Annotated in this window: 14 protein-coding genes, 1 rRNA gene and 3 pseudogenes; 10 read left to right on the top strand and 8 right to left on the bottom strand. The window is 38.3% G+C overall.

Annotation, left to right across the window (positions count from 1 at the left end; translation table 11 throughout):
* Positions 1-858: 858 nt before the first annotated feature.
* On the bottom strand, positions 859-1,143 hold the full coding sequence (locus QN089_RS15865; RefSeq protein ID WP_285216446.1) for a hypothetical protein: 285 nt from the start codon (positions 1,141-1,143) through the stop codon (positions 859-861).
* Between the two features lie 815 nt (positions 1,144-1,958).
* On the opposite strand from QN089_RS15865, the pseudogene QN089_RS15860 reads away from it, so the two are divergent.
* Positions 1,959-3,095, top strand: a pseudogene (locus QN089_RS15860) (IS3 family transposase).
* A gap of 304 nt (positions 3,096-3,399) precedes the next feature.
* Here QN089_RS15860 and QN089_RS15855 read toward each other — a convergent pair.
* Both QN089_RS15855 and QN089_RS15850 read right to left on the bottom strand, forming a co-directional pair.
* Positions 3,400-4,370 (bottom strand): annotated as a pseudogene (locus tag QN089_RS15855) (IS3 family transposase); the annotation flags it as partial.
* Positions 4,371-4,447: 77 nt separating this feature from the next.
* The gene (locus QN089_RS15850) at positions 4,448-5,017 is read right to left on the bottom strand and encodes a recombinase family protein (protein WP_285216445.1); all 570 of its coding nucleotides are present in this window, start codon (positions 5,015-5,017) and stop codon (positions 4,448-4,450) included.
* A gap of 283 nt (positions 5,018-5,300) precedes the next feature.
* Here QN089_RS15850 and QN089_RS15845 point away from each other — a divergent pair, with 283 nt between their 5' ends.
* From QN089_RS15845 to QN089_RS15835, 3 genes are all read left to right on the top strand, one after another.
* Positions 5,301-5,675 carry a BlaI/MecI/CopY family transcriptional regulator gene (locus QN089_RS15845; RefSeq protein ID WP_108306215.1) on the top strand — a complete coding sequence of 125 codons (375 nt, stop codon included), beginning with the start codon at positions 5,301-5,303 and terminating at the stop codon, positions 5,673-5,675.
* Between the two features lie 8 nt (positions 5,676-5,683).
* The gene (locus tag QN089_RS15840) at positions 5,684-6,850 is read left to right on the top strand and encodes a M56 family metallopeptidase (protein ID WP_108306214.1); all 1,167 of its coding nucleotides are present in this window, start codon (positions 5,684-5,686) and stop codon (positions 6,848-6,850) included.
* 241 nt (positions 6,851-7,091) lie between these two features.
* Positions 7,092-10,055, top strand: coding sequence for a Tn3 family transposase (locus QN089_RS15835; protein WP_285216491.1), 2,964 nt, complete (start codon positions 7,092-7,094; stop codon positions 10,053-10,055).
* 77 nt (positions 10,056-10,132) lie between these two features.
* Here QN089_RS15835 and QN089_RS15830 read toward each other — a convergent pair.
* The 5 genes and pseudogenes from QN089_RS15830 to rrf all read right to left on the bottom strand — a co-directional run.
* Positions 10,133-10,513: pseudogene (locus QN089_RS15830) on the bottom strand (helix-turn-helix domain-containing protein); the annotation flags it as partial.
* Positions 10,514-10,659: 146 nt separating this feature from the next.
* Positions 10,660-11,004, bottom strand: coding sequence for a DMT family transporter (locus tag QN089_RS15825; RefSeq protein WP_285216489.1), 345 nt, complete (start codon positions 11,002-11,004; stop codon positions 10,660-10,662).
* Between the two features lie 17 nt (positions 11,005-11,021).
* Positions 11,022-11,339 carry a DMT family transporter gene (locus tag QN089_RS15820; protein WP_069127938.1) on the bottom strand — a complete coding sequence of 106 codons (318 nt, stop codon included), beginning with the start codon at positions 11,337-11,339 and terminating at the stop codon, positions 11,022-11,024.
* Positions 11,336-11,890, bottom strand: a complete 555-nt coding sequence (locus QN089_RS15815) for a TetR/AcrR family transcriptional regulator (RefSeq protein WP_069127939.1) — start codon at positions 11,888-11,890, stop codon at positions 11,336-11,338. Before QN089_RS15815 ends, QN089_RS15820 begins: the two co-directional genes overlap by 4 nt.
* 715 nt (positions 11,891-12,605) lie before the next feature.
* Positions 12,606-12,716, bottom strand: a 5S ribosomal RNA gene (gene rrf / locus QN089_RS15810).
* 810 nt (positions 12,717-13,526) lie between these two features.
* On the opposite strand from rrf, the gene QN089_RS15805 reads away from it, so the two are divergent.
* From QN089_RS15805 to QN089_RS15780, 6 genes are all read left to right on the top strand, one after another.
* A complete protein-coding gene (locus QN089_RS15805) occupies positions 13,527-13,745 on the top strand; it encodes a hypothetical protein (protein WP_285216488.1) in 219 nt (72 codons plus the stop codon).
* 192 nt (positions 13,746-13,937) lie between these two features.
* Positions 13,938-14,366, top strand: coding sequence for a GNAT family N-acetyltransferase (locus QN089_RS15800; protein ID WP_285216487.1), 429 nt, complete (start codon positions 13,938-13,940; stop codon positions 14,364-14,366).
* A 315-nt stretch (positions 14,367-14,681) separates the two neighbouring features.
* Complete coding sequence (locus QN089_RS15795; protein ID WP_285216486.1) at positions 14,682-15,527, top strand: plasmid recombination protein; 846 nt, start codon at positions 14,682-14,684, stop codon at positions 15,525-15,527.
* On the top strand, positions 15,508-15,906 hold the full coding sequence (locus QN089_RS15790) for a hypothetical protein (protein ID WP_285216485.1): 399 nt from the start codon (positions 15,508-15,510) through the stop codon (positions 15,904-15,906). The genes QN089_RS15795 and QN089_RS15790 overlap by 20 nt, the downstream gene beginning before the upstream one ends.
* A 16-nt stretch (positions 15,907-15,922) precedes the next feature.
* Complete coding sequence (locus tag QN089_RS15785) at positions 15,923-16,606, top strand: CHC2 zinc finger domain-containing protein (protein ID WP_285216484.1); 684 nt, start codon at positions 15,923-15,925, stop codon at positions 16,604-16,606.
* Positions 16,539-17,855, top strand: a complete 1,317-nt coding sequence (locus QN089_RS15780; RefSeq protein ID WP_285216492.1) for a virulence-associated E family protein — start codon at positions 16,539-16,541, stop codon at positions 17,853-17,855. The genes QN089_RS15785 and QN089_RS15780 overlap by 68 nt, the downstream gene beginning before the upstream one ends.
* The last annotated feature ends 90 nt before the right edge of the window (positions 17,856-17,945 follow it).

Genomic DNA, 17,945 nt, shown 5'->3' with positions numbered 1-17,945 from the left:
GTGCGTTTTTCTTCTTTTTTTGCGAAGGTTTTTTCGTGTAAATTGAAGTCTTTTCGTTTTTCATTTTGTTTGGATTGTATTTAGTTTTCGGCTCGTTTTTCATATCGGCGTGTCGTTTTGATTCTATCATAAAATAGCAATGTCATACGCCCTTCTTATGCTCTTACACCCACCCACATCGCAACGATAGCCCGCATCGACAAAACGGAGCGAAAAACCCGTAACGACAGGGTTTTATCGGTCAACCGTATCGAAAGGGGGCGACCACCGACACCACTGAGTGCCCATGCGAAGTGAGGGCTGACGTGATACACGTGACGGTGGACGGGGTGGGTGTGGTGTCTTACGATGAAATCGCCTGGTGACAGCGTAACGGGAAAGGGAAACGAACCAACGGTTCGTCCTTTCGTTACGGGATGTCGAGGCGATGAACGGTGCGTATGGACGTGTGGAATCGTGTGTGCAGTGAGGGCGTTTCGAATTGTTATTTTTGCAGTGTTTCGTTAGGCTAATTCGCGGCGAATGTTCGTGTGAATTTCTCGTCACGTCAGACGGAGCAGGAGCATTTGGTTTGATGTGTATCTAGACGTGCGAGTTGTCCGTTTTATACCGATTCGTGACTTGGTGTATGCGTAGATCGGGGCGGGACCGTTTCGTTTTTTCGTTACGGTGTTTGTCGGTTATGGCTGCTTCAATTTTACGTGGTTTTCGTGTTACATGTGGAAGTGGTATAAATCGTGTTGTGTTACAGATCGGTCTTCTGGTTGCTACATACGTTTCGATACGTGTTTGTCGTTTTGTTTTTCATGCGATGATCACTTCGTTTTACGTGCTGGATCGTGTACCATATCATGGTTTTTACCTGCTCCGTCTGACAAAAAGGTACAAAAACGGTTCATTTTGAACGGAACGAGGCGTGTGTACGCTATGCGATACATCATGCAATACATCATGTGATACATTATGCGATACGTTATACGATACATCATGTGATACATCATGCAATACATCATGTGATACATCATGCAATACATCATGTGATACATCATGTGATACATTATGCGATACATCATGTGATACATCATGTGATATGTTTACGCTATGCGATACGCGACGTTGTGTTGTATGTTGTACGATATGCAATGTATGTATCGATTCTCTGAATTGGTCATGCATTAATCATCGAAGCGGTCTTTTCCGATAACGCGTCACATCTAATAGCAGATAGTTATCAAAAAGTGTGTGGAATTCAAAGAAAAAAACGCCGAATCGTGTTCCTACTTTGTTCCTTTTTCGCCCGATTTGTTCCTTTTTGGTTCATTTTGTTCCTTTTTTTCGAGCGATTTTTAGGAACAAGCCTCGTTAAAATTCCTAATTTTTGGTAAACGTCACATCATAAATATGTAAAGTGGTGAATGGTTATTCGTGTCGAATCGTGTCATATTTTGCGATGTTCCTGCTTTGTTCCTTTTTCGAATCAAATGTCCCTCCTTTGTTCCTTGTTTTTTGGCAAAATAGGAACAAAAAAATCGTTGAATACCAACGGTTTGAAACAGTATGTCCCTTTGTTCCTTCTTCTATTTTAAAAAAACTATTATATATAACCTATATATGCATATTATACAAAAAACGTCATATTAAAAGTTTTTTCTGTTTCAAACGAGGAACAAAGGGACATTGTGAAATGGTGTACTTTTCGGTTTGTTCATTATTTGTGGTACGACATTTTTATGCGATGGTATGTAAACGATTAGAACATGTGACGAAGTAGCGAGTAGTCGATCTGTTTGATGCATGTGACGGTTCTTTGCAGGGTTTATAATAGAAAATCGTTTCGTTTATACAAGTAATTGATTTTATAAACAGCTGTCGTCATTACGTTTTTGGATGTAATATAGAGTCATGGACATACTCACGCTAAGTTAGTAAAACAACTTATATGAGAGGACGTGTCCGAAATGAGTCAAAAAAAGTATAATCAAGCGTTCAAACAAACAGTGGTGGAGTTTTATCACTCTGGCACTTCGGTCAATCAACTATCAAGCGAATATGGTGTATCAGAGGTAACGATTTATAAATGGATTAAACTCCATTCTCCTATTGAAGGTACAGATGAGTTAACCGCAGCTGAAGTCACTGCGATTTAAAAGGAAAATCTACGCTTGAAACAAGAGGTAGATATCTTAAAAAAGGCTATGACCATATTCGCGCAAAAATAGACGATCAAGAACTCATTGATCACATTGGAAAAGAAAGCGTGCATCAGCCTGTTCAACTGATGTGTCGTGTGTTAAAGATGCCCAAAAGTACGTATTATCAATCGTTTCATAAGAAACCAAACAACTATCATGTCGCTAACGAGAAACTTTTAGTGCGCATTCGTGCCCTCCATACAGACAGTGGTGGACGGGTACGGAGCTCCAAAAATCTTTGCCCTCTTAAAGCAAGAAGGTTATACAGGCAGTATTGATCGCGTTCAGCGTATTATGAAACAAGCAGGCATCCGTTCGAACATCGTAAAAAAGTACAAACCGACCTCATCTAGTAGTAACGTAGAAGAACGTGAAAATTTACTAGCACAAGATTTTACAACCGAAACCATCAATGAAAAGTGGGTGGCGGATATTACGTATATCCATACCGTTCAAGATGGCTGGTGCTATTTGGCGTCGGTACAAGATTTACACACGAAAAAAATTGTGGGCTATAAATTTGGTCGCCGTATGACGATGGACCTTGTTTTAGACGCGCTCGAAAACGCCGTGATGGCCCAACAGCCCGCACTAGGCTTAATTTTGCATACCGATTTAGGGGTGCAGTATACAAGCGCGGATTTTCGCGAAAGGCTCTGGCAACATGGCATAATACCTTCTTACAGTCGTAAGGGATGCCCATATGATAATGCGTGCATTGAATCGTTCCATGCGACGTTGAAAAAAGAAGAAGTATACCGTACACGCTACGCTAATTTTGAAGTAGCTCGTATGGCGCTATTTCGCTACATTGAAGGCTGGTACAACCGCAAGCGAATTCATGGTAGCATTGGCTATTCAGCACCTGATGTCTTTGAAAAAATTTGTCGTGCCGCAGCGTAAACGTGGGTGAACGACATCCCCACTCCTAACATTTTTGTTTGGCAACATCCGTATCTTTTTCACTCTACATTTTAAGTAGGCGGTCAAAGGCTCTTTTCACTTTGACGGGCTACTTGGGATGTGGAACAATCCACTCGGGATGTTGCCCCAAGAAAAAACTTAGGCAGAATGTGTCCAAAAACTTAACGTAGATCCAAAAGAAGGCTTATATGGCCTCCCTCACAGGAAAATACGTATTTACAACATTAAGCAAAGAAATGTCCCCAAAACGTGAAGTGACCCCTAAAAGTTAGACACGGTTATTTTAGGCAGCTTGGGTAAATTGAGTTCGGTATTGCACTGGACTCATCTTTAATTTTGCCTTCATGCGTTTCGTGTTGTAATAATTTATATATTTTTCAAGTTCCAATTTAAACTGCTCTACACTTTCAAATTCTTTTAGGTAAAGGAATTCGGACTTCATAATCCCAAAGAAATTCTCCATCACTGAATTATCGTAACAGTTACCCTTTCGAGACATACTTTGCACAATCCCTCTCGATTGAAGCGTGTGGCGATATTGTTTCATTTGATAATGCCATCCTTGATCCGAATGCATTAATAGCTGGTGGTCTTCTGGTAAACGTTCTAAAGCCTTATCTAACATGTCTGAAACAAGTGAAAAGGTTGGTCTAGAGCCAATCGTGTACGTGATGATTTCTCCGTTAAATAGGTCTAAAACAGGCGATAAATAAAGCTTTTCGCCAAATAATTTAAACTCTGTAATATCCGTTACCCACTTCTCATTTGGAGCTTCTGCTGTAAATTGGCGGTCTAAAATATTTGGGGCAATTTCGCCCACTGTGCCTTTATATGATTTATATTTTTTCATGCGGACAATACACTTTAAGCCAAGCTCTTTCATGATGCGCTGAACCTTTTTATGATTCACTTTTTGCCCACGATTCGCCAGCTCATCACGAATGCGACGGTAACCGTAACGACCTTCATGTTCATCGTAAATGGCTTGAATGTCAGCTTTTAAATCAGCGTCTGGGTCTGGTTGATCCATCTTCTTCACGATAGCGTAGTACGTACTGCGTTTGATTTTGGCGAATGCCACAAGCGCCTTCACCGAGTATTTATGCCTTAATTCATAGATGACCTTTACTTTGTCTTCTTTGGTGATTTTTCCTTGGCTTGAACTAAGGCATTCAACTTTTTTAAATACTCGTTTTCCATTTCAAGCTGCTGAATACGCGCTTGAAGAGCTTTAGTAGAGCCTTCTGCTAGTACGTTTTGGGGTCCCGTCAGAAAAATGCGGATTTACAACGTTAAGGAAAAACGGACACAAAACAAGAGCATGCACAACGCTAACTGTTGGGCTGCTCTTGTTTTAAATAGCGATAAAGTGTAGCATGACTAATCCCGGTCATTTCAACAATTTCACTAACACTATACTGTTCGGATCTATATAAATTGAGGGATTTTTTTAGTTCACGTTCATTCACTTTCGGACGCCCACCTTGACGCCCTCTTGCTCTAGCACTAATTAAACCTTCCTTCGTTCGCTGGACAATTAAATCATGTTCAAACTGGCTGAATGCTTGGAAAACCGTCATCATTAATTTCCCTTGTGGTGTTGAAGTATCAAAGTTTTCTTTAATGCTTAGCAACTTGATCTCTCGTTCTTCAAAATACGCAACTAATTCAATTAAATCCTTTGTACTTCTACCTAACCGAGAAAAGCTTTCTACGATTACCATGTCTCCTGGTCGCAATTTATCCTTCAGCCGGTTTAATTCTGGACGATCTGTTTTCGTTCCAGATAATTTCTCAGTTAAAATCTCGTGGCAATTGTACTGCCTTAATAAATCTAACTGTCGATTTAATTCCTGCTGTCGTGTACTCACTCGTGCATAGCCATAAGTATAAGAAGCCATCGTTTTCCCCCTTTGATATACAAATCTATATCACAAAGGGGGCTTTTTGAAACATAGATTTTGAGCAAAGTTTTGAAACAGCATTTAGCTAGAAATACGAATGAAAATTACTGAAATGAAAACTGTCTCAAAAACAATCGTTTGTGATAGATTCCCCTGGTGAAAGAAATTGGGTCCCCAAAACAAAATTTGGACTTTACATATACTACATTGTGTAGTATATTTAAACTACTACACAATGTAGTGGTTTTTAAAAAATACATACTTATATGGGGGTGAGACAGTGAATGATTTTCAAAAATTATCTGATACAGAAATGGAGATAATGGAAATCATTTGGAAATTTGGTTGTCCTGTCAAATCTAATGTATTGTTAGATATTGCATCGAAAGAAAAAGGAAAAGGTTGGAAGGGCCAAACGATAGCCACCTTTTTATCAAGACTTGTTGATAAAGGGGTCCTATCAGTAAAAAGAGAAGGACGATCAAACATCTATACTCCCCTACTTTCCTTGGAAGAGTATAAAAAGAAAGAAGCCCAAAGTGTCTTAGATAAAATGTATGAAGGTTCGGTCAAGAACTTTTTAGTAACACTATACGATGAAAAGATACCTTCCGATGAATTGAATGAACTCAAAAAATGGTTTTCGGATAAGTAGGTTTGATAATGAATGAGTGGCTCAAGGTATTAATTGCATTGTCAGTGGGTGGAAGTGGAGTTCTATTACTTTCCATCTTGATAACATACGTAACAAAAGGTTCACTCTCTGCGAAGTGGAGTTATTTAAGCTTGAAACTGACTCTCTTCTTTTTCCTTGTTCCAGTATTTATGATACCTGAACTACTTTCCAATTTCAGAAAAGTAAATACCGATATATATTATGGGAGTCAGTCTGTACATCAGAACACACTATCTTTATCATTGACATTTGTCCAAATTTTATTTGCTATTTGGGTTGTAGGAGTATTTATTACAAGTGTTTGGTCTTTTTATTCGTATAAGAGCTTTATAAAGAAGATGAAGATAGCTAGTTTTCTAGTGCCTGAAGAAAGTAAAGTGCAACACCTTCTTAATAAAAATATGGTAAGAATGAACATCTCGGCTGAAATCAAACTTGTTTATAGTCATTGTAATATTAGTCCTTTTTTAATTGGGATTTTGAAAACGTTTATAGTATTGCCTATGTATAAGATTCCAAATGATGAATTGGATCTGATTATTAAACATGAATTGACCCACTTTAAGAAAAAAGATTTATGGGTTAATAGGGCCATGCTAATTGCTACTATTCTACATTGGTACAATCCACTTGTTTACTTATTACAAAAAGAGATGCATGTATGGTGTGAATTATCTTGTGATGAAGAAGTTGTAATGAAGATGTCCCACATTGAAAGGAAAAAATATGGTGAAACCATTCTGAATATGATTGAAAGGGCAAACGAGCAATCTAAATCCCATTTTGTTGGGGCTTTTTTTTCGACTAAACAAATGAATTTAAAAAGGAGATTAATAAAAATGTTAAAGGTTAAAAAAATGAGTAAATCGGTTATTGCTTTATCCTCTGTTGCATTATTGACGCTTGGAAGCATTGGAGTATTAGGTTCTACATTAGCCAAAGAAAATACACCATCTGTATCAAAAGAAGTGGATCAGGAAAAAAATAAGATTGCAACATTAGTCTCAGAAAAAGAAAATAAAACAGAAAGTCCAGGCGGATATTCAGAAATTTCTGCGGTTAAATTATCGGATAAGAGTAAGTTTTCAGAAGAAAGTTGGAAAGAAGTTCTAAAAGGAATTGAAGCAGGAGAAATTATTTTGGAAGATGAATAGAACTACAAACCCTCTACGTTATAAAAAGTAGGGGGATTTTTATATTACAAATGCAAGTCACGTTCATATTGTTTTGTATGTTAATATTCCTCTTAAAGTAAAAGAAATTAGAATTTATCCTTCTAAAAATACCATAGTGTACAATACCCACGTTTTGTCGGCAGGACCCTAAGTAGTCCACTATCATTTAGAATGACAGTGGACTTACTGTTTTTATTATTAATAATAAGGTTGGTGAATCATGAAAACTTCAAGAGGACGGGAACTATTAACAGAAAATCAACGAAATGAGTTGATGCAAATACCTGCTGACGAATGGATTTTAGGATCATACTATACGTTTTCAGAGCAGGATTTGGCAATCATTTTAAAACGAAGACGTGAAGACAATCGCTTAGGCTTTGCCGTACAGCTTGCGGTTTTACGCTATCCAGGTTGGTCTTATACACACCTTAAAAGTATTCCACCTAGTGTTATTCAGTATATTGCTCAACAAATCAATATCCCAGCAGCAGCCATTCATTCTTATGGGCAAAGGGAAAATACGTTATGGGATCATTTAAAGGAAATTCGAAAAGTGTACGGTTATCAAGAATTTACAAGTAAGGAATATCGCCAGCTTTCCAAGCACCTTTTGTCTCTTGCTTTAGAAAATGGGGACTCGATGTACTTACTAAATGCATCCTTTGACTATTTACGCCAACAGAAAATCATTTTGCCAGCATTAACAACAATTGAACGGGTCGTATGGGAAACACGTGACCGAGCTGAAGAAAAAATATTTAATCGGATCTATCATGCATTAACCCCTACGCAAATAGAGAAATTAGAAACATTGGTTGTGCCAGCGAGTGCAACAGAATCGAATAAAACACCGCTTGGCTGGCTGAAAGAGCCGATGGGGTTCCCTTCACCAGATACCTTTTTAAAAGTTATTGAACGGTTAGAATTTATACGGGATATGGCGTTAAATGACCGTTCATTACATACGATTCATCGAAACCGGTTAAGCCAGCTCGCTCGACTTGGTACACGCTATGAGCCGTATGCGTTTCGTAATTTTAAAGAAAACAAACGCTACGCCATTTTAGTTGTGTACTTGCTGCAGCTGGCACAGGAATTAACAGATAAATCCTTTGAAATTCATGACCGGCAAATTTTAAGCTTATTATCCAAAGGACGTAAAGCTCAAGAAGAAATCCAGCGGAAAAATGGCAAGAAATTAAACGAAAAAATTATTCATTTCACAAATATTGGGCAGGCACTTATTAAGGCAAAGCAAGAGAACTTGAATGTTTTTGATGTATTAGAATCCGTTTTAGAGTGGGATACATTTGTTACGTCCATTGAAGAAGCAAAGGAGCTTGCACGACCATCGGATTACGATTATTTAGACTTACTGCAAAAACGCTTTTACGCTCTTCGTAAATACACACCAACGCTACTACGTGTACTTGATTTTCGTTCAACAAAAGCAAATGAACCTTTACTAGAAGCCGTTGAGCTATTACGTGAGATGAACGATGCGGGGAAACGAAAAGTGCCTATTGATGCACCTATCAACTTTATTTCTGCACGTTGGAAAAAGCATTTATATGAGGAAGACGGCTCCATTAATCGTCACTATTATGAAATGGCTGTTTTAACCGAATTACGTGAACACGTACGAGCTGGGGATATTTCCATTGAGGGAAGTAAGCAATACCGAGATTTTGAGGAATATTTATTTACAGCTGAACAGTGGCAGGCTGACAAACAACAAACACGACTTGCTGTCCCTATTGCTTATGAAGAGTACTTACAAGAGCGAATAGCAAGCTTAGAGGAACGTTTGAAATGGTTAACTACTAATTTAAAAGACTTAGATGGCGTTTCACTTGAAAAAGGACGCTTATCGTTAGCTCGATTAGAAAAAGATATTCCCGCAGAGGCACAAGCGTATAGCGCAAATTTATATAAGTTGTTACCACGTATTAAATTAACGGACCTTTTAATGGATATTGCATATTTAACAGGCTTTCATGAGCAATTTACACATGCTTCATCAAATCGGAAACCCGACAAAGAGGAAACGGTGTTGCTCATGGCTGCTTTAATTGGCATGGGGACGAATATTGGTTTAAGTAAAATGGCTGATGCAACACCAGGTGTAACCTATAAACAGTTGGCCAATGTCGCTCATTGGCGTATGCATGAAGATGCAATGAATCGCGCACAAGCGACCTTAGTGAATTATCAGCACCGGTTAAAAATGGCTTCGTATTGGGGAGACGGTACAACATCTTCCTCCGATGGTATGCGTATGCAAGTGAGCGTTTCTTCCTTACACGCAGAAGCCAATCCGCATTATGGCACAGGAAAAGGCACCACGATTTATCGATTCACAAGTGACCAGTTCTCATCGTATTACACTAAAATTATTCATACTAATTCAAGAGATGCGATTCATGTGTTAGATGGCTTATTGCATCATGAAACGGATTTAATGATTGAAGAGCATTACACTGATACAGCGGGCTATACCGATCAAATTTTTGGTTTAACGCACCTATTAGGCTTCAAGTTTGCGCCGAGGATTCGAGATTTATCGGATGCCAAGCTATTTACTTTTAAACAAACAAAAGAGTATCCCAAATTAAATGCGCTCTTACGTGGTCAAATAAACACAAAAATCATTCAGGAAAATTACGAGGAATGCTTGCGTTTAGCACACTCTTTACGTGAAGGAACGGTGTCTGCCTCCCTCATCATGGGCAAGCTAGGCTCTTATGCAAGACAGAATAGTTTGGCCACAGCTTTAAGAGAAATGGGACGAATTGAAAAAACGATTTTCATTTTAAACTATATTTCAGATGAGTCATTACGAAGGAAAATTCAAAAGGGCTTGAACAAAGGTGAGGCAATGAATGCGCTAGCACGTGCGATTTTCTTTGGGAAACAAGGCGAGCTGCGAGAACGAACAATGCAGCATCAATTACAACGTGCCAGCGCCTTAAATATCATTATTAACGCCATTAGCGTGTGGAATACGATTTATTTAACGGAAGCACTCGAACATCAAAAGAACCAAGGACATTTCAAAGAAGAACTATTACCTCATATTTCCCCACTCGGTTGGGAGCATATTAATTTCTTAGGGGAATACCATTTTAGATCAGAAAGTAGCCACAATCCTAAGGAACTTCGCCCATTACGAATTCCTTAACGTTGTTAAAATAGGCGTTTCCGTCAGAAAAAATCCCTTAACGTTGTAAATCCGCATTTTTCTGACGGGACCCCGTTTTTAGGTTGTTTAGTCGATTCTTTTTTCATGGATTGACGCCCCTTTTTCTTTGGCTGAAGGGCATCCTCTCCTAAAGTTTCGAATTGTTTTTTCCAATTCTGTATCGATGAAGCACCTGCAATATTAAAGATCGCAGCTGTTTCATTAAAGGACGTACCATTTTCAGTCATATAGTTAAGTACGTCTAGTTTAAACGCTTTTGTATAGTTTGTATATCGTCTGACAAAAACCTCTACACCATTGTGCTGATATTGTTTCACTAAGCCTAATAAATAACGATGTGAAATACCAAAATCCGCAGCGACCGTTCTAGAGCTTTCCTTGCCATTTAGATAGCGTTCAACCGCTGCTAATTTATCTTCAGGGCTCATTTTTCCCATAGAAAAACCGCACCTCCTTGTTAGTATGTGTCTAACAAATGGGGTGCAGTTCAACATCGCTTTGGTAGCGTTTTTTATAAATTATATTCATTACAAAATTAAACCCAAAACGATAACTTATTATCGTTTTGGCTCCTATAGCGGAATTAAAGAGATGTGCTTGTTGCATCATCACTAGATTTTTGATTAAGGATTACTACACCCCCGATAATTAGAGCTACTCCAAGGAAAGTAAGCGCATTAAAAGGGTCATTCCATATAATAATGCCCACTAAAGTCGTTAATGCTGTCCCTGCACCTGCCCATATTGCATAGGCTAAGCTTAAGGGCAACGTTTTTAAGGAAATACCTAAAAAGTAAAATGCCAAACCAAACCCAATCACAACCCCTATCGAAGGAAATAAATTTGTAAAGCCTTCTGATGATTTTAACATCGATGATCCAAAAACTTCTGCAATAATTGCTATTACAAGTGCAATATAACCGTTCATAATATGTCCGCCTTTCTTTAATTCGCTAGTTTTAATACAACCACACCAGTTATAATAATGATTATTCCTAATAGGATTTTGAAATTGAATTTTTCTTTCCAAAAAACAATGCCAACTATAGCTGTAAGAGCTGTCCCCACACCTGACCACATGGCATAAGCCGTACCTAATGGAATATGTTCTAATGATTTCGACAGAAATACAAAGGCAGCCCCCATTCCGATTACGACACCAATCGATGGCACTAACTTTTTAAAACCATCGGAAATCTTCAACATAGAACTTCCAAATACTTCAGTTATGATAGCCAATGCTAAGAATATATAGGGATTCATATTCTTTCCTCCTCATACGTAGCGTTAATTAATTTTTTTATGATTTCATTTCGTACCTCAGTCTGAAGCTTCATGATGTTAAACATATCCGAATAATACATCCCATCAATGGCAAGTCGAATCGTCATTGCTATCGTTGGATCAATACCATCTTCTGCGATTTTCGATTGGATATATTCGAATTGCAGAAGTTCATCTATGGAACTATTATTACTTAATTTGGAATAAGACATCAGTCCGATATTAATAATGCCAGCATTATTAATATCGAAAAGTGAGGCATTTATATAAGCCCGTGTCCACTTTCCTTTTTCAATAGGATCCTTATTAGCTAGTTCATTAAAACGATTGATGAAATCTTGGAAAATTTGTTCAACAATCCCTAGACATAATGCTTCTTTTGATGAAAAATGATACAACAAGCCCCCCTTACTAACATTTGCTTGCTTAGCAATGGCGTCTAACGTTAAATCATCAAAGCTATTTTCAATCAAAAAATTGATTGCTGAGTTTAAAATATGCTTTCTTTTTTCTTGTGCTTTTGTTGTCATATCATAAGCTCCCTTCTCTAACACCCAACAAAACTGTACCGTCTGGACGGTTTTTTTGTCAAGTCATAGCTTACTAAAGAGAGTTATAAAGCATACAAATTAAACCTAATAACCGTGTCTAACTTTTGGGGGTCACTTCAAGGACGCTTTGGGAACTATCCAACTCTGATATAATTAATAAATTTTAATAGAAAGGGAGGGGGAGAAGTTTAGTGATAACTCTAACTGAATTAAGTGTCGATTTTAACGATGAACTAACACCTTTTTTTCAAGTAAATTCAAACAATAGAATTCGCTTTGGATTATCAGAAATTTCATACGTAGAATTAAAAAGTATATTAGACTACATTTTTAAAAAAAGTTGATACTGTTGATATGGTTTATTTAGTTGCCAATATAATATCTATTTACACAACCATAATTACTTTTTCCTTTCTTTTATCATGTTTTCCTCGCATTTATCGAGTTTTCTGTACTTTTACCATGTTTTCCTCGGTTTTACCGAGTTTTCCGTTTACTTTTACCACATATAAGGTATATAATTTATATCAGTTACACATAATTAAACACGACTGCAAATCGTTTTTATGCTTTTCATATGGTACTCTCTTCGGTAAAGAGAGCCGAATTTTAATTTTCATTAAGTAAATAAAAAGAAAAAAGACACTCGGCTGGTAACCTTGTGTCTTTTTTCTTTTCTTTTTAATCTAATATTTTCCAGCGATGTCCTACCCTTGCAAGAGAAACCTCTAACTACTATCGGCGCTAAAGAGCTTAACTTCTGTGTTCGGTATGGGTACAGGTGTAACCTCTTTGCTATACGGGGTCTCGCCAACATTTCGGAAATTTTGTACGCTAAGCAATTTTGAATGGAGAAAAAGCATTTTTTTGTACGTTAATATATTCCCAAAAACGAGTTTCTCTCTAATTTATGGGACTTTCTTTTTGGAAATGAGTTTTGGAACTGAAATGAGCCAGTTTTAGTGAAATATTAACTGCCAGTTGATACAGCATCATAAACGAACATTATTGGCACTTATGCTGTCATATCAAGGTTACTGATCTTAACGTACAATTTTTCCGTTTTGCTGTCTGTACGCCATAATGTTCTCCTGTTCTTAAATCGTAAAGTCAGTATAACGGGAATTTCTAGTGATGAAAATAGAAAAACCCCGAATAGGTTCACTTTTTTTAAAGTGTCCACTATTCGGGGTTCAGTTCATAGCGTATGGAAAATCGGCTTTTTTCATGTCGAAAATTGCTTAGCGTATGTTTTGCGCGTTTTGTTGGTGGGACGCCTAAGAGAAGATATTCATAGACTAATTCATGCCACTAACTCTACAACGATTAATGACATATTAAGCAACATCAATCTGAAAAATGAACAACTCAAAAAACTCAACAACCTTCGAGTCAAAGTGGGAAACAATGAAATAATTTTTTAATGATATTTCATAAATCGGATTAACTATTGTACTTTCAAATAAGTACAATCATTCATTTAATTAGTTTGAGCGAGACAACATAAAATAGTTATTCATAACGATGGAACGCCGTATGCGGTGAAAGTCGCACGTACGGTGTGGACCGGGGGAAAAGATGGAGATTACTTCAAAATCTTACCTATCGGTATCAGTTGGAAGCTTTGAAGGCAAAAGCAGAAGCCGGAGATCAGGAAGCACAGAGCCAGCTAGCAGAGCATAAACAGTATCAGGTTAGAGCTACAGTGAAGAGTTACCGAAAAATGCGTGACGATGCATTAAACGGAGATCCTATCGCAAAAGAGAGATATGAAAAAACACTGGCTAGGAGACGTGAAGCGTATCATACAAAGAAAAGTGAACAGACAGCCTAAGAGTAAGCATAATATCACAATATAATAGTTGCAGAATTGATGAGAATAAGCGGGAGCGATGCAATTATTGTAATGGACAATGAAGTATGGTATTGTATAGATGGTTTACCAAATCGTTGTTTGGCGATTTGGTAAATCCCAATAAATTAATTTTATAGGGAACAAAAAATTTGAATTTGATGAGGTTTAATTATGGTAAGAATTGCAACAGTAAATGATGCAGAGCAATTAAATATCTTAAATAACGAATTTAATGGTGAAGGTGAAACAAGCATAGATAATATTGGAAATTCTCTTGTGAGTAATAAACAGGAGGTTGTTATCGTTGCTGATGAAGATGATATATTAGTAGGATTTGTATGTGTTCAACTTAAAAAGTCTTTCTGCTATGATGAATATATGCCTGAAATTACGGAAGTGTATGTTAAACCGACATATAGAAATAGAGGGATTGCGAGTGAAATGATTATTTTTGCAGAAAATTATTGCAGTAAGAATTATCCACTTCATAAGTACGAACTCTTAACAGGACAAGAAAATCTTGTTGCACAATCTGTATATAATAAACTTGGTTATGTAGATGATAATGAACTTCATTTATCAAAACGAGTTAAGAGATAGTCAAATTCTAATTTGTTGAGCACATAAAAATTTCAGGTTGTCGGATTGTAAAGGCAGAGCCTTACGCAAGGTGCAGGAGAAAGACTCCACTCGGGTTAAGGGCGAAGCGCCTTAGCAGGTCAAGGGTGCAACCATTGCCCAGTTAGTGGCGTTTCGCCACTAAGTACTGGGTATTACTTGTAGCAGAGCTTCACAAGATTAAGCAACTTCGTTGCAATTCCCTTCGGGAGAATAATTAAATATTGTTATTATTAACAGACTGAGTAGAGAAATTTACTTGGTCTTTTTTTGTAGAAAAAGAAAGGAAAGAAATGAATGAAAGCAACAAGGCATAATGGAAGAGCTGGTAAGCATGGAGCTTACAATCCTAAGCATAATGATCGTGAATTTGATGAAGAGAACAGTGAACATATTGATGCAGAGAGAACAAAATTCAATGTCTATTGGGACTGCTATCAGGGTTATAGTCTACCAAATGCTGAGAACGAAAGAGCAAAATTCACTTTCACAGAAGTAGAGAAAGCCTACTATGTTGAGCATTATTCAGAGCATGTGGACGGACAGAATGAAAGGAATCGAAAGGCAAGGCACTATGATAGAGTGAAAACAATTGACGGCATACTTACGAATACGAAAACGTGTCCGGAAGAAACGTTACTACAGCTTGGCAACATTGACGGAACAGTTTCCGCTGATGTGCTTGCTCAGATTAGCGCAGAATACTTTGAGGAATTTAATAAGCGATATGGTTCTCATGTTCATATACTGGACTGGGCTTTGCATCTTGATGAAGCTACTCCGCATATCCATGAAAGACACGTTTTTGACGCATTGAACCAGTATGGAGAATTATGTCCCCAACAAGATAAGGCATTGGAAGAATTGGGTTTTGAACTTCCGAAGCCGAATGAGAAAAAAGGAAAATACAACAATCGGAAGATGGTATTTGATGATGAGTGTAGAAAGCTGTTCATTAGTATTTGCCAAAAGCATGGATTAAATATTGATGTTGAACCGGTCTATGGTGGTGCAAGTTATTTGGAAAAGCAGGATTTTATCCTCATGAACCAACAGAAACGCATTGAGGAAAAGCAAGCCCTGTTAGACGGGCTTATGATGAAGATAGAGGACGTAAACGCAGTTGTTGAGGAAGCAAGTTGACCTTGCCTATGAAAAGGCTTGTGAGGTTGTCACAGAGCGTGTGAAAGAGGAAACTGTGAAGCATGATGTTGATGTAGTAAAAGATTACGGAGAATTGTTGCAGAAACAGCCGAAGGAAAAACTCAGCGACAGTTCTAAGTCGGTAGCTTCCAAAGTCGTAAATGCGATTGTTTCCCGACTGGAGAAAGCGTCTCAGGTTCTTCTTGGCAATATTATTTCTGCCCTGAATGAGCCGAAGAATAAGACTAAGGCAAAGGAGCAGATCAAGGAGCACGCAAGGGTATCTATTCAGGAAAAATTGAAAGCCATGCAGAAGCAAATTAGGGAAGATGAGCAGAAACGAGACGTGCCTATCAGAAAAAAGAATATGGAACTTTAAGGAGCATTTGTTATCCATGACTGGAGAGACAGATGCTTTTTTATTGTCCGGAAAGGATATTATGGGAGTATTTGATGAAGTAAAGGAACGAGTGACCGCAAGGGCGGTTATGGAGCGGGCTGGTATTGTTTTCAATCGGAGCAATATGTGCAAGTGTCCGTTTCATCAGGATAAGACAGCGAGCATGAAAGTAAAGCCGATGGATAAAAAATATTTTTGCTTTGGTTGCGGGGAAAAGGGAGATGCAATTGATTTTGTTGCTAAGTATTATAACCTTTCTCCCAAAGATGCAGCTATGCAGATTGCTGATGAATTTGGAATAGCTTATGACAGTTCGGTGCGGTCTCCACCAAAGCCGGTCAGGAGAGAAAAATCTCCAATGCAGATACTGGCAGAAACTAAGACTAAGACCTATCGTGTGTTATCTGATTATCTCCACCTGCTGAAAGACTGGAAGCGGGATTTCGAACCGAAAAGCATGGATGAAATTGATGCGAGGTATGAGGAAGCTGTGAATAATCTCCCTAAAGTGGAGTATCAGCTTGATATCATGCTGTGGGGAACAGAGGAAGAGAAAGAAATGCTACTCAGAGATTTAGGAAAGGAGGTGGCAGATATTGAGCGAAGAGTTAATGAGCATCGCAGAAATCAGGGAACGATTGATCACAACAGACAAAGGAGCTGTGAAGCAGTGCATTAGGAATGTTGTTACAGTATTGCAGAATGATCCGAAGTTCAAGGGTGTTATTCGTTACAACATGATGACAGATCGGAACGACATTGTAAAAGACTTAGGGTGGTATCGGGAAAGCCCTGTGCTGACTGATTCTGACATAGACCATATCATGCTGTATCTTGAAGAGAATTACAGTCTGACCACGGAGAAAAAGATAAAATCGGCACTCAATGTGGTCGCTATGGAAAACAAGTATCACCCGATTCAGGAAAAACTCAATTCCTTAGTGTGGGACAAAAAAGAGCGTATCAAAGATGTGCTGTATCACTTTCTTGGAGCGGATAGGAATGTCTATACCTACGAAGCAATGAAAGTTCTCTTGTTGGGGGCTATTTCAAGAGTGTTTCGCCCAGGGACGAAGTTTGAGTATATGCTGATACTGGTGGGTGGTCAGGGAGCCGGAAAGTCTACATTTTTCAGGTTCCTTGCCATGAATGATTCATGGTTTACTGATGATCTGAAAAAACTTGATGATGAAAATGTGTTCCGAAAAATGCAGGGACATCTCATCATAGAACTGTCGGAAATGATAGCGACTGCCAGTGCCAGGAGCATTGAGGATATTAAGTCTTTTATCAGTAGGCAGAGTGATATTTATAAAGTACCTTATGAGACACAGCCAAAGGACAGACCGAGACAGTGCGTGTTTGGCGGTACTTCCAATGCTATGGATACACTTCCGCTTGATCGTACCGGTAACAGACGATTCATGCCGGTCATGGTTTATCCTGAGAGAGCAGAGTGTCATATTCTTGATAATGAAGCAAGTTCAAGGGAATATATCGAGCAGGTGTGGGCGGAAGCTATGGAGATATTCAGATCAGGAGATTTCAGGCTGATGCTTAGTAAGGATTCTTCTGAATACCTGAAAGATTATCAGAAGCAGTTCATGCCGGAAGATGCTGATGCCGGAATGATTCTTGCCTTTCTTGATGATTTCAAGGGGGACAGGGTTTGTTCCAAACTGTTGTGGAAAGAAGCACTTCACAGAGACTACGAACCTAAGAGGATTGAGCTAAAGCAGATTTGCGATATTATGAACAATTCTGTGACCGACTGGGTTATGAGCGATGGGGCAATGCATTTCGGAGATTATGGCAAGCAACGAGGTTGGGTGCGTGTTGGCTCGTCTCAGGAAATCCCTGACAAAGCGGACAGCGATGGTTTTATGGAAATACCGAAACAGTTGGAATTGGAGATACCATTTAAGTAACAAAATTGATGAAGTTACCTTGTTGTTACTTATGTTGTTACCCAGTGGAAGCATTGATTTTACTGGGTTTTCTATGAAAGGTAACAAAAG

The organism is Kurthia sp. YJT4, from assembly GCF_030219945.1.
Taxonomy (GTDB): Bacteria; Bacillota; Bacilli; order Bacillales_A; family Planococcaceae; genus Kurthia; species Kurthia gibsonii.
Note: the sequence above shows the minus strand (reverse complement) of the source record. Positions and strands in the feature narration are given on the sequence as shown.